This window comes from Acinetobacter geminorum, assembly GCF_013009345.1.
In the GTDB taxonomy this organism is placed as follows: Bacteria; Pseudomonadota; Gammaproteobacteria; order Pseudomonadales; family Moraxellaceae; genus Acinetobacter; species Acinetobacter geminorum.
Genome location: NZ_JABELE010000004.1, coordinates 147134 through 160817, shown reverse-complemented (window position 1 = coordinate 160817; position 13684 = coordinate 147134). Strand labels below are relative to the sequence as shown.

Here is a 13684-nt window from a genome sequence, read left to right as displayed (position 1 = left end):
ATGGAGAATTATGGAGATTTTAAAGATCATATTTCCTATAAAAAGCCTTATCTGGCAATTACTCTAAATGATGAGTTGGAACTCTATTTCAGCTGTTTAAAAGTAGATGGTGTAAATCCTTTCTATGTTACTCAACCGGAAGTTTTACTTCATAACGTCTTGAGTAATACAACTTCTAAAATTTCTATTTCTGAAGTATTTACCTATTTAACAAAAGCCTCTTGGTGGCCTTCACCGCATCATCAAAAAGCGATTGATTATTGGCTCGACAACTTAGTAACGGCTGAAAAAATCCCTCAGATTTTGCAGTTAGCACTTTCATTTTCTTCGCCTTTAATCAAAAGCGAGTTGCTATCGCTGGTAGCTGATCGTCCATTTCATCCATTCGCTCACTCAAAAGGTGAACTTGCACCACTCACAACTCAAAAAGAAATTAAGGTGTATTGGTGGGCATTTAAGAAAGATGACGTGATCAATAATATGGAATCGATTCCTCATAAAGAGCTTCTGTTAACAGAAGTTGAGGAAAGTCTTATTGCTGAAAAAATGGCCGAGCTTTCAGATGAATACTTAGCACTTCCTTTATTAGAGACTCAACATCGCTATTTAAAATTTGAAGAAAATAAGTATGACGGTATTGACCTGAACCATGTCACGACAATTGGTTTACCGACTTCATCTTTAAGAACTCTCATTCATAACGCAAACCCTAATCTGCATTTAAAACTATCAACAAATGCCAAAACATTAGGTGCGATCCGTTCTATGCCTGGACGTTATTTAATGAATGGGCATACGGCTTACGATTTTTTAAATGAAGTCATTAATGAAACGCCTTTATTAAAAAACCGACTCTTTCTGAGTAACGAAACTCACTGGTGGGTACTGGGTAAACAAGAACACATTGTAAAAAATTTAGGTGTAATCGGTTGCCAAGTCAGACATCTACCCGACTTTTGCCAAGATAAAAACGTCACACCAATTACCATGTCGGCTTTAAGCTGCATCTATGTTGACCCTTGGGAAACTTTAGGCGTTGAAGGTGATAAATGGTCATTATTAAAAGACCTCAGTGTCCATTTTATTCAAACATTCTTAACGCTTTGGTCGAAAGGAATCATGCCTGAATGCCATGGGCAAAACACTATGGTGTGTTATGAAAATAATAAGTTCAAATGCTTTATTTTGCGTGACCACGATACCTTAAGAATATGTACACCAGCCATTGAAGAAAGTGGGTTTACTCCTCCAACCTATACCATCGACACGAGCACGCCAAACAATCTTATCTTTAGTAAGAATGAAGACTTATTTAACTACTTCATCACATTAGGGATTCAAATTAACCTCTACCCAATTGCTTTAGCTACCTTGAAATATACAGATCGTTCAGAAAGCGATTTCTGGGAAATGATTCAAGACATTATTCAGAGTTTTGTAGAAACCCAACCGATTTCAGAACAGACAAAATCCCAGATTCAAACCTATCTTTTTGACAATAAGACTTGGCCGTTCAAACAGCTACTTACACCTTTACTCGCTCAAGAAAGCGACTCAACAGGAATGCCAAGCAAAATCGGAACCACGTCAAACCCTTATCACAGCTTATCTGTTTCTAGCTATGAGACCATGGATATCTAAATCATGCGCTCATCTCGCCTAGATCATTTCATTATTTTGCTCTGTCAGTTTTTTTCCACTTTCGGGCTCATGGTGCTTATTCCGATCATGCCGCTTTATATGGAAAAACTAACGGCGCATATGAGTGCTCCCACAATCTGGGCAGGTTTGGCACTCGCGGCTCCAGCCATTGGTAGTTTATTTACCGCACCAATTGTGGGGCACCTATCCGACACATTCGGCCATAAAAAAGCCTTGTTACTTTCTCTGGCTGGCTTCTGTATTTCAATACTGCTCATGGCGAGCGCCCAGCATTTATACCTATTTATTTTTGCGCGGATTTTGCTCGGTTTTTGCGGTCTTTCCGTCATTTTGAATGCCTATGTTTCATATCTTTCGAATGAACAACAACGAGGTGCCGCTTTTGGACAACTACAAAGTAGTGTTGCGCTAGCTTGCCTATGTGGTCCCGTGCTCGGCGGTATATTTATGGACCACTGGCGGGTTGAAATATTACTTAATGCAACTGCATTTATTGTAGTTATATTAATTGTGATCGCATCCTTTTTATTAGCCAATCCAGTTAAAACTGAGGCTGTAAAAACCAAAGAAAAATCTAAAATTCCAGACTTTTTTGATAGAACAATTTTTTCTTGGTTGAGTGCCGGCATCTTGGTGCAAGCCGGTGGTTTTGGTTTAGTGTCTTGCTTCGTTTTATACATTAGTGAAATAAGCCAAAACATTCACTCATCGTTATCTGCTGCAAGCTTAACAGGCACAATCCATGCACTTTCATGGGGAGCTGCTTTTATTGCGGCAACCTATTGGGGAAAAAGAAATGATGACAAAGGAGATTCTTTTAATAATTTTATCTATGCCTCTTTAATTTGTGGCATCACGATTTTCGCATTGATATGGGTTTCGAATCTCTGGCTCATTCTCGTATTACGACTCATACAAGGTTTTTGCTTTGCAGCGCTTATTCCTTCGATCTTACACACGATTTCTCTAAAAGCTGGCACTCAAAGCCAAGGAAAAGTGATCGGCATTTCTAACAGTGCCTTTGTCTTAGGCCAACTTTTTGGTCCGATCACCATCACGCTTACCTACTCATTTTTCAATATTACAGCCGCATTAATCTGCACTTCTTTATTTTTTATTGGTGCGGGATTAGTGGTGATTTTGAACAGATTCTTAATGGATACAATTTTAGAAGAGGCACAAGAATGAACTCAATTATTACAACCGATGCATGGTCTTATAAACTTTTCGAACAGTACCTGAATACTTTCTTTCGTGAACTTAAAGTAGATCTTGAAAAGCACATTATCCCAGCTCAAGACTCTCCTTTATTTACACAAGATGCGGAACAGCCGAACTCGATCTATTTTTCTTACACGTTTAATGCGTCTAATACGATTGTTTATGGAGCAGTTCAACACTTCTCAACCACTGGCTATCATCGATATCAACGTAGCTTTGCTCTGCAAAACTTAAGCGAAAATACATTTGACTCTCTAACTGATCCTAAAAAGTTAGTGAAGCTCATTACCGATGAGTTAAATAGCTTATTTAAAGACAAAAACCAGAACAAGAACCTTTATTCCGATATTGCCAATAGTATCGAGAACACAAAATTCTTTTTAGAAAATAGACCATCTCAAACAACATCTAATGCAGTAAGTGGTTTTCAGGCTACTGAACAAGGCATGTTATATGGCCACCCTTTTCATGTCACCTCTAAAGCCAACTTAGGCTTTTCTAAAGAAGACATGAAAAAGTATAGCCCTGAGTTAGACGCAAGTTTCCAGCTACACTACTTCGCGATTCATTCTTCTTTAATCGAAAAGCTAGTCAGCGAGACCGAACCTTCTCACCGTATTGAAGATGAAGTTTTAGAAACTGCGAAAGAGCGTTTGCAAGAAAACTTAGCAAATTATGAGCTTATGCCGACCCACCCTTGGCAAGCCAACTTCTTAGTTCAACATCCATCTTTAAAGAAATATTTAGACAGTCAAGAGATCATACATCTGGGTGCATTAGGCCAAACCGTATGGCCAACCTCATCAGTTCGCACAGTCTGGCTGCCTCAATCGAACCTATTTTTAAAACTCTCAATTGACGTGCGTATTACCAGTTTCATTCGTAATAACCCAATGGATGAAATGGAAAGAGCTATTGATGCAAGCAAAATTATTATCAATCACAAGATTAATGAACAATATCCTGACCTTGTGATTCTGCCGGAACTAGAAGCAAGAACAGTCAAAATTCCAGAGCTTGAAAGTTCATTTGGCATTATTTATAGAGCTGGACTCACACCTGATGTATTAGAAAATACCAGAATGCTCGGTGGCCTAGTTGAAGAAAATGAGCACCATGAAACTCCTCTACTAAGCTTTATTCAACAAGCTGCACCCAACCAAAATTTACAAGCACCTGATGCAAAAGACTTCATTACTTTTTGGTGGAAACAGTACGTTAAAGTTTCACTCATTCCATTAATTGAATTGTTTGCAAACAAAGGCATTAGTGTAGAGGCGCATATGCAAAACAGTTTAATGGAATTTAAAAATGGCTATCCACATCGCCTCATTCTTAGAGATATGGAAGGCATTAGTATTGTTCCAGAAATGATAGAAGATGACTCATCTATTTCTGAAGATAGTACCGTTTGGTTCTCTCAAAAAGATGCATGGACCTTTTTAAAATATTACCTCGTCATCAACCATATTGCGCATCTCATCAGCGCAATTTCACGAGTTACGGTTATTGAAGAAAGCGTGCTATGGCAAGCCACTCGCCTTACGCTCACTAAAGAAAGCTTTACCGATAAAGGTCAGCACTACCGCGATTTATTAATTAATTCACTCACACTACCAATCAAGGCAAATATGTTAAATACGCTCTACCACAGTGGTGGCAATCCAATCTGGATTGAAGTTGAAAATCCTATTTATAAATATCGCGGTGCAGAGGCCCTTTGCTCTCTTCAACCGACACAGCAAGCCAACTATAAGACTCTTGCAGAAAATCGAGTGATGGGCCAATTATTAGAAGCGCTTATTTTTGAAAATACGTTTAAATATGAACTTTCTAAAGGTCAGATCAAGTTTTATATTTCCGATACAGTTTTCTATACATGCGCAGCTAAACGACATTTCAGCTTTAAACGAATTAAGCTAGATCCTTCAAGCTTAGTCCGTTCTGATATTACTTTAGGCGCTGAAACTCGTCCTAACTTAAAAATGCTACTTGCCGATCTAAAAAATATTATTGAAGCTGACCCAGTTAAATGGCAAAACTTTAATGATGAACTCAATTTAACTTACGTTAAACATGCGCAGACTTTGAGCCAAGCACCTGCCCAACCTTTAAGAACTTTGCCTTATTTAGAACAAGAAGCAAGGATTACAAATGCGCATTTATACCATCCAAGCTTTAAGTCTCGTATCGGCTTCGATTTAAAAGAAAATCAAAAATATGCACCTGAGCTTTCTGAAGGTTTTACGGTTAAATGGGCAGCGACTCATAACAGTTTATGCAAACTGGTTTTAAGTGAAACCATTAACTTAGAGCAGCTTTATAAGCAGCATTTTTCAGAAAAAGATCTACAAACTATTAATGATCAATTGAAAGAGCAAAATGTAGATTTTAAAGATTATATCCTGACCCCAATTCATCCATGGCAGTGGGATAAAATTATTGAATTATATTATCAAGATGCAATCAGCAACCAACTGATCATTCCGTTAGATATTGAAGGTCCGACTTACTTACCGCAACAGTCAATTCGAACCTTATCGAATATTAGTGATATCTCGGCGCTTTCTCTCAAGTTGGCAATGAACTTAGTCAATACTTCTACCTCTCGTGTATTGGCACCACATACCGTTCAAAATGCGGCAAAAATGAGTGATTGGCTTTATAACATTGTTGAACAAGACCCTATTTTAGAAAAACAGCGCAAGCCTGTTATTTTAAGAGAGATTGGCGGCCTTTCAGTGAACCAGCAAATTGCGCTACCTGTTCAATACGGCGCACTCGCCTGCATTTGGCGCGAAAGTATTTACAGCTACTTAAAAGAAGGCGAATCGGCAACGCCAGTAACAGGACTAATGCAAGTTGATACGGACCAAAAACCGCTAATCGATGAGTGGATTCAAGAGTACGGTATCGAGTTCTGGTTAGAAAAATTACTCACCAATGCTTATTTACCAATCATGCATATTTTATGGTGCCACGGCCTCGCTTTAGAGTCACATGCACAAAACATGGTACTGATTCATAAAAATGGCTTACCCGTTAAAGCTGCATTGAAAGATTTCCACGATGGAATTCGTTTTAGTCGTCATCTTTTACGTGAGCCCGAGCTTTTACCTAACTTACAAGATGCACCAAAAGAACATGCCAAGATTAACCCGAACTCGTTCTTGGAAACCCATTCTCCAAATGAGTTAAGAGATTTTACCCAAGATGCGCTTTGGTTTGTAAATTTGGCAGAGTTAGCGATTTTCTTAAATGAACATTATGACTTCGATGAAATCAAATTCTGGACCATGTTAAGAACCATCATCAATCAACATAAAGAAGCTCACCCAGAGTTTGCAGAGCGATATGAATTGTTTAAATTTACAGATGACACCATCGATATTGAACAGCTTGCAAGCCGCCGTTTCCTTCCGGAAATTCGCTTAAGAGTACAAACCACGCCGAACCCGCTCAGCCTCATTAAGGAAATTGAATATGAATAAGCATTCGATTTCTTTTAAGAAACGAATAGCAAATGGAGAGATGCTTTACGGAATATTTTGTTCCGTAGCTTCTCCGATTAATGTCGAGCAACTAGCACTTGCGGGCTATGACTTTATTATTATCGACTTGGAACACACTTTATTCAGTACATCCCAAGTCGAGATCATGATTTTAGCCGCTAGAGCCATGAATCTTGATGTTTTTGTCAGAGTTCCTCTAAGCGCTAACCATCTAGTACTACCTCTGCTCGATGCAGGGGTAACGGGTATTGTTTTCCCGCGTATTGAAAATGCCCAGCAGGCACGAGAAGCTGTGAATTATTGCCACTATATGCCGCTTGGTCAAAGAGGACTGAATTCGACAAGGTTGAATCGATACGGCATGGATGATTTAGCTAGTTTTGTTCAACACGCAGCAAGCGAAACGGTTGTCATTGCTATGATTGAAAGCTTGGAAGGATTAGGACAGCTTGATGAAATTTTAAAAGTTGAAGGTATTGATATTATTCTGGAAGGTGCTGCCGACCTTTCTCAATCTATGGGAATGCCTTGGCAAACCAGCCATCCAAAAGTGAAAAAAAAAGTTCAAGAGATGTATGCAAAGACTAAAAACAGCCAAAAGCATTTCTGCGCAATTCCCCGAAAACCTGAAGATATTGCTGCTTGGAAACAACAATCTGTTCAGCTTTTTGTACTTGGAGATGACCGAAGCATTATTCGCCGTGCTCATCAAAACCACCTCAATACTTTTAAGAACACCTAATCACTGTTCAAACCCTTTTAGGGGAATAAATACCTATTCCCCTAAAAGGGTTTGAATAAATTTCAAATATATTATTTTAAAGCAATTAATAATATTGTTAATTACAATGATTCTCATTTATAATCCTGACAATTTAAAATCACTCTCAGGGCGAGACAATGGGAAATAAGAAGAGTAATAAGCTTTTTACGAGGAAGTCTGAAGTAAAAAATATCATTCCAGTCCTTTCACTTGGTGGGGCCATCTTTCTCTCAAACTCGGCCTTTGCAGCCTCAGCCTCTGAGACAACAGATGTTGAAAAAAAGCCTGAAGCTCTCCCGACAATTACAATTACTGCTTCACGCGCAGATGAACTCTCTACCTCTGCCAAACAAGTCACCAAGCTAGATGAGAAACAAATTGAACTTTTAAGAAATGGTTCATCTGGAAGTATTGCGACTGTTTTAGCAAAAGCCGTACCGGGTTTGTCCGATTCAAGCCGCACCATTACCGATTACGGTCAAACCTTACGTGGTCGTAATGCCCTCATCTTAGTCGATGGCGTGCCGATGAACCTTACACGTGACACATCACGCGGACTTTCAGCAATTGATCCTGAAAGTATTGCAAATATTGAAGTGATTCGCGGCAGTAACGCAATTTATGGTGGCGGTGCTGCGGGCGGTATTATTTCAATTACTACAAAAGCTGCGGGCGGTGAACCTACAGCTAAAACCGTGGTTGGGCTTCAAACACCTTTAACAAATTTCCGTTCTAATGCTTTAAGTGGCGATATTCACCAATATTTCACAGGTAGCTTTAATGCCTTTGATTACGCGTTCGACTTTGGTTATCAACGTATTGGTAGCCCGTACGATGCAAGTGGTGACCGTGTTGCACCAGAACCAAGTCAGGGTGATTTATATGACTCCGATGGCTACAGCGTAGGCGGTAAGCTTGGTTACCATATTGATGACAACCAATATCTACAATTCGCTGCAAATTACTATAATGCTGAGCAAGATTCAGACTATGCATCTGATCCAAGTGTTAAGAATGCCGCTGCTGGAACTGTACCAGCAAAAGCAATTAAAGGCTTAAAGCTCAAAGACCAAAATAAAAATGAAAACCAGATATACAATTTGACTTACAACCATAAAGATTTTTTTGGCAATAAGGTTGATGCTCAAATTTATTACCGCGACTTCTTTACACGTTTTTCACCGTTTGATGCGCGTGGAAATGCGAATCGTGGTAAGCAAGTCGATCAGATTTATCAAGAAAATAACGTACTCGGTAGCCGTTTAACTGTGACCACACCACTTGAGTTCTTAGGTGATACATCATTGGTTTGGGGTGGTGACTTTAGCCGCGAAAAAAGCGAAATGCCTTTAGATATTTTCGATCCTGACATTTATGATCAATCTGGTGGCTTAGAGTTTGTAAAAATTGGCAAACTTACTTATTTACCTGAACTCACCACGCAAAGTATGGGTGGTTTTATACAGTTAAAACACCGCTTTAATGACCAATGGTCAGCAGAAGCTGGTACGCGTTATGAAGACAGCTATGCCCAAATTGATAGCTTTGTTCCTTTATCACAATTAGGTAAGCCCAACCCTTACACCGTCGAGGGCGGAAAAGTGAAAGCTGATGCATGGTTGTACAATGCTAACGTGACTTTCTCTCCAAATGACAAACACTCGATTTATGCATCTTTTAACCAAGGTTTCCAATTACCTGATGTTGGTTTGATTATTCGTAATGCTGGTGAAGGTTTTAACCTTGGTTCGTCATTCTTAGAACCCGTAAAAGTAGATAACTACGAGTTAGGCTGGAAAGGGAACTTCAATAACTTCTCTTCAAGTTTAGCGGTCTTCCACTCCACTTCCGACCTAGGTGCTGTGCAATCGTTCAACAATGGTTTAGTACTCGCTAGAACCAAAGAAAAAGTCACTGGTATTGAAGCAACTTTTGATTATCTTGATGATGCCAATGTTTGGGGAACTGGTGGTAGTGTTACGTGGATGAAAGGCCGTGAAAAACCTCAAAACGGTGCTGAACAAGACATGACAGGTTTCCGTATTCCACCATTAAAACTCACAGGTTATATTTCTTATAGTCCAACGGAAACTTGGACGAATCGTCTACAAGCCACTTACTTTGGTTCAGAAGATTACCGCTTAAATGGCAAAAATAGTTTTGGTCGCTATGATGTAAAAACTTATACAACAGCAGATTTAATCAGTAGCTTTGCGCTTAACAAAAAAGACACTGTGACGATTGGTTTAGAGAACATGTTTAACCGCAAGTATTATCCTCTCTATAGCCAATTATTACGAACTAGCGATAACACTAGCCATTTAGTGGCAAATGGTGCAACGCTTAAAGTAACTTATAGTCATAAGTGGTAATCAAAAACTGACGTTGAATGTGTCATAAAAAAAAAGGAGATCGATGCGATCTCCTTTTTTTTTAAAAATATTAAAACCTTATCTATTTTTTCCATGGTTAACCTAAGTTAAACCCACAGAACCACCCTAGCATTCTGCTAAAAATTTTGTTAACTTGATTTTGTTACATATTCAAAATCCAACTTTTCATTTCACACTCCACATCGCTGTGTTTATGAAAACCCATACAAATATGTAGCTTTACCAATATTTTTAATGGGGCGAATCATAATGGAAATCTCACACCGCGAAATTTATGCGCTTGTAGACATTAATAACTGTTATGTCAGTTGTGAGCGACTATTTAACCCAAAACTTATTGGCGTGCCTGTCGTAGTACTTTCTAATAACGATGGATGTGTTGTATCACGCAGTGAAGAAGCAAAAAATATGGGTATCAAAATGGGTATCCCATGGTATCAAATCGAACAAGAAGCTCTTCAAGCAGGTGTACACGTCTATTCAAGCAACTACACTTTATATGCTGAAATGTCACGTCGCTTTTTTTCAATTCTTGGTGAGTTTTTCTCGCCCGATGATTTAGAAGCTTATTCTATTGATGAATGTTTTATTCGTCTTACCCCTTACCTTCAATCTCTAGATATCCATTCTTACTGTGTCAAAGTCGTAGAAACCTTAGAAGAATGGCTAAGCTTACCTTGTTGTATTGGCATCGGATATTCAAAAACTCAAGCAAAATTAGCCAATCACTATGCTAAAAAAATTAGAAGCTTTAATAGAATCTGTAATTTCACCACTTTAGATCCTTTGCTTCTTGAAGACCTCATGCAACACACTTCAGTCAAAGAAGTCTGGGGAATTGGCTATCAATTAGTCAAACAATTACGAAGTTATGAGATTTACTCATGCTTAGACTTAACTTTTGCCAATGAGCATCATCTAGCAAAAGCTTTTTCTGTGGTTATGGCACGTACCATTCGTGAGCTAAAAGGCCAATCCTGTATTCAACTTGACGATCCTGCTATCATCACAAAACGAATTTTGGCATCACGTAGTTTCGCTCAAGCTTTATCCAGCATTGAGATTATTAAACAAGCGCTTATTTTTCATCTTAACCGAGCTCATCGCCGCTTAATGAAACAAGAACAGCTGTGCGCCTGCGTTCAAGTCATGCTTTATGAAAAAACAGATAAACCACCTTATAAAAAAGCATCTTCTCAGGCGATAGGCCTAAATTATGCAACAGATGATTTATGCATATTAACAAAAGCAGCTATGCAACAAATTGATGTTTTATATAAAGAAAATAAAAAATACATTAAAATTGGAGTCTTATTTTGTGGTTTGCATCCCCGTCAACATCACATTGATGATTTATGGCAACCTCTTGAGTTGATTCAGCAAAGACAACAATTAATGCAAACGCTCAGCACAGTTCGTAATCGATTCGGTAGTCACTATTTACAAGTCGGTTATCATTCCCGTAGTCCATCTTGGCATATGAAACAATGCCACCGTTCAAAAAATTATCTAACTCGATGGAATGAGCTATTAGTGATTGGAGAGAACTCTATAGCCGTTACACAAAATACATGAACTGTTTTTGTCAATTCAGTTTAAAATAAGATCCATAAAATTACTTGAAATTTTGTCATTTTTTAACATTGCTAAATCATCGCAAAATTTACAATATATAAGCCGAATTTGGTGTACCCTTTCTGCGACAATAAAAACAAATTATAAAAAAATTGTAGAAACATATGCCATAATAAGCAAACTTTGCAGACATCTTGCAAAGAATATTTGCAACTTTAGAGCTGGAGCAATCTGAATGAGTTCGACCATTTTGGTGATTCATGGACCGAATTTGAATTTGCTGGGAAAACGCGAACCAGAGGTATATGGTCATCTTACCTTAGATGATATTAACCAACAACTTATTAGCCAAGCTCAACAAGCTTCAATCACATTAGATACTTTTCAAAGCAACTGGGAAGGTGCCATTGTTGATCGTATTCATCAAGCACAAACTGAAGGCGTAGAACTTATTATTATCAACCCTGCAGCCCTCACCCATACATCTGTTGCTCTACGCGATGCCCTACTTGGCGTTGCGATTCCATTCATCGAAGTACATTTGTCGAATGTCCATGCAAGAGAGGCATTCAGACATCATTCTTATTTATCTGATAAAGCAATTGGCGTGATTTGTGGTTTAGGTGCAAAAGGCTATCGTTTTGCACTCGATTACGCTATTGAAAAAATTCAACCATCTAACCCAAACTAGTTTAGGAATAGTCGCCCATGGATATCCGCAAAATTAAGAAACTCATCGATTTAATGATTGAGTCTGACTTGCAAGCGATCGAAGTTAAAGAAGGTGATCAATCAATCGCTTTAACTCGTCGCAATCCTGTCGTTGCTGCGGCTGGTGTAGCACTTCCGGCTGCTCCTGTTGCAGAAGCACCAGTTGCAAAAACACCACGTGGAGCAGTTGAAACTTCTCCAATGGTTGGCGTGTTCTACGCTGCTCCAAGCCCAGGTGAAGCACCATTTGTTAAAGTAGGTCAAACAGTATCTGCTGGTGAAACTTTGGGTATTATTGAAGCAATGAAAATCATGAACCCAATTGAGGCAACTCAAAGTGGTGTGATCGAAGAAATTTTAGTGAAAAATGGTGAAGTTATCCAATTCGGTCAACCTTTATTCCGTTATCGCGCGTAATTACCCCGGGGACGTCTATGTTGCAAAAAGTTTTAATTGCAAACCGTGGTGAAATCGCTTTACGTATTACCCGGGCTTGTAAAACATTAGGAATCAAGACTGTTGGTATCTATTCAGATGCCGATAAGGATTTGATGCATTTACGTTTTGTTGATGAAGCAGTATGTATTGGTCCGGGCGCAAGTAGTGATAGCTATTTAAATATCCCGGCAATTATTACTGCTGCAGAAATTACCGGTGCTGATGCTATTCACCCGGGTTATGGTTTCCTTTCAGAAAATGCTGAGTTTGCTGAAATTGTAGAAAGCTCAGGCTTTACTTTTATTGGCCCACGTCCAGAACATATCCGCCTTATGGGGAATAAAGTTTCTGCGATTGTTGCCATGAAAAAAGCTGGCGTACCTACTGTACCAGGTTGTGACCACGCAGTAACCATCCACAATGCCTTGGCAGAAGCGAAAGAAATCGGCTTCCCGCTTATTGTTAAAGCGGCTTCTGGTGGTGGTGGACGTGGTATGCGTATTGTTGAGCGTGTAGATACACTCCTTGAATCAGTTCAAGCAGCGCAGCGCGATGCAGAAATGTGGTTCGGTGATGATACCGTTTACATGGAACGCTTCTTACAAAAACCTCGCCATGTCGAAGTTCAAGTTCTTGGTGATGGTAATGGTCATGCAATTCATTTATATGACCGCGACTGTTCATTACAACGCCGCCATCAAAAAGTACTAGAAGAAGCACCTGCACCAAACCTACCAGAGCAAGCTCGAGCTGATATCTTAGAAGCTTGTGTTCATGCATGTCAGTTGATGCAGTATCGTGGTGCGGGTACGTTTGAATTCTTATTTGAAGATGGTGAATTCTTCTTTATTGAAATGAATACTCGTGTTCAAGTAGAGCACCCTGTAACTGAAATGGTTACTGGTGTTGATATTATTGAACAACAGTTACGTATTGCAGGCGGTCTAGGACTAGAGCTTCAACAAGAAGATATCAAAGTTCAAGGACATGCAATTGAATGCCGTATCAATGCAGAAGATCCAACAACGTTCTTACCGTCACCAGGTAAAATCGAAAGCTTCTATGCGCCAGGCGGTGCTGGTATTCGTTTAGATTCTCATATCTACCCAGAATACAGCATTCCACCTTACTATGACTCTATGATTGCTAAATTGATTTCTCATGGTAAAGACCGTGAAACTTCAATTGCTCGTATGCGTCAAGCATTAGATGAAATGATCCTTACAGGAATTAAAACAAATATTCCTCTGCATAAAGATCTTATTTTGCAAGATAAAAGCTTCTGCTCTCAAGCAATGGATATCCATTACCTTGAAAAACACTTGTTAAAGCAAGTTGAAGAAAAGAAAGCTGAAACTGCATAATAAAAAAGCCTCTTATTTTTAAGAGGCTTTTTTATATCTATAATT

General features: G+C 39.0%; 9 protein-coding genes. All 9 read left to right on the top strand.

All coding sequences use genetic code 11. From position 1 onward, the window contains the following. The 9 genes from HJG58_RS05390 (at nt 1) to accC (ending at nt 13639) form a co-directional block, all read left to right on the top strand. Entirely contained in the window at nt 1–1641 is a 1641-nt protein-coding gene (locus tag HJG58_RS05390; protein WP_170248232.1) for an IucA/IucC family protein, read from the top strand. Nucleotides 1642–1644: 3 nt separating this feature from the next. Beyond that, a complete protein-coding gene (locus HJG58_RS05385; protein WP_170248186.1) occupies nt 1645–2850 on the top strand; it encodes an MFS transporter in 1206 nt (401 codons plus the stop codon). Then, entirely contained in the window at nt 2847–6374 is a 3528-nt protein-coding gene (locus HJG58_RS05380; protein WP_170248185.1) for an IucA/IucC family protein, read from the top strand. The genes HJG58_RS05385 and HJG58_RS05380 overlap by 4 nt, the downstream gene beginning before the upstream one ends. Then, nucleotides 6367–7137, top strand: a complete 771-nt coding sequence (locus HJG58_RS05375; protein WP_170248184.1) for an HpcH/HpaI aldolase family protein — start codon at nt 6367–6369, stop codon at nt 7135–7137. The genes HJG58_RS05380 and HJG58_RS05375 overlap by 8 nt, the downstream gene beginning before the upstream one ends. Before the next feature lie 158 nt (nt 7138–7295). Continuing rightward, entirely contained in the window at nt 7296–9530 is a 2235-nt protein-coding gene (locus HJG58_RS05370) for a TonB-dependent receptor (RefSeq protein WP_170248183.1), read from the top strand. A 270-nt stretch (nt 9531–9800) separates the two neighbouring features. Further along, nucleotides 9801–11126, top strand: a complete 1326-nt coding sequence (locus HJG58_RS05365) for a Y-family DNA polymerase (protein ID WP_170248182.1) — start codon at nt 9801–9803, stop codon at nt 11124–11126. A gap of 235 nt (nt 11127–11361) precedes the next feature. Next, nucleotides 11362–11817, top strand: coding sequence for a type II 3-dehydroquinate dehydratase (aroQ, locus tag HJG58_RS05360; RefSeq protein ID WP_005068810.1), 456 nt, complete (start codon nt 11362–11364; stop codon nt 11815–11817). A 17-nt stretch (nt 11818–11834) separates the two neighbouring features. Continuing rightward, nucleotides 11835–12254: an acetyl-CoA carboxylase biotin carboxyl carrier protein gene (gene accB, locus HJG58_RS05355; RefSeq protein ID WP_000354611.1), complete on the top strand. Its 420-nt coding sequence runs from the start codon at nt 11835–11837 to the stop codon at nt 12252–12254. Between the two features lie 17 nt (nt 12255–12271). Next, nucleotides 12272–13639 carry an acetyl-CoA carboxylase biotin carboxylase subunit gene (gene accC, locus HJG58_RS05350; RefSeq protein ID WP_002115704.1) on the top strand — a complete coding sequence of 456 codons (1368 nt, stop codon included), beginning with the start codon at nt 12272–12274 and terminating at the stop codon, nt 13637–13639. Nucleotides 13640–13684 lie beyond the last annotated feature (45 nt).

Bases quoted from the DNA above. Each gene is read 5' to 3' on its own strand.
- HJG58_RS05390 (WP_170248232.1), top strand. From the start codon at position 1: ATGGAGAATTATGGAGATTTTAAAGATCATATTTCCTATAAAAAGCCT.
- aroQ (WP_005068810.1), top strand. From the start codon at position 11,362: ATGAGTTCGACCATTTTGGTGATTCATGGACCGAATTTGAATTTGCTG.
- HJG58_RS05375 (WP_170248184.1), top strand. From the start codon at position 6,367: ATGAATAAGCATTCGATTTCTTTTAAGAAACGAATAGCAAATGGAGAG.
- HJG58_RS05385 (WP_170248186.1), top strand. From the start codon at position 1,645: ATGCGCTCATCTCGCCTAGATCATTTCATTATTTTGCTCTGTCAGTTT.
- accC (WP_002115704.1), top strand. From the start codon at position 12,272: ATGTTGCAAAAAGTTTTAATTGCAAACCGTGGTGAAATCGCTTTACGT.
- HJG58_RS05380 (WP_170248185.1), top strand. From the start codon at position 2,847: ATGAACTCAATTATTACAACCGATGCATGGTCTTATAAACTTTTCGAA.
- HJG58_RS05370 (WP_170248183.1), top strand. From the start codon at position 7,296: ATGGGAAATAAGAAGAGTAATAAGCTTTTTACGAGGAAGTCTGAAGTA.
- accB (WP_000354611.1), top strand. From the start codon at position 11,835: ATGGATATCCGCAAAATTAAGAAACTCATCGATTTAATGATTGAGTCT.
- HJG58_RS05365 (WP_170248182.1), top strand. From the start codon at position 9,801: ATGGAAATCTCACACCGCGAAATTTATGCGCTTGTAGACATTAATAAC.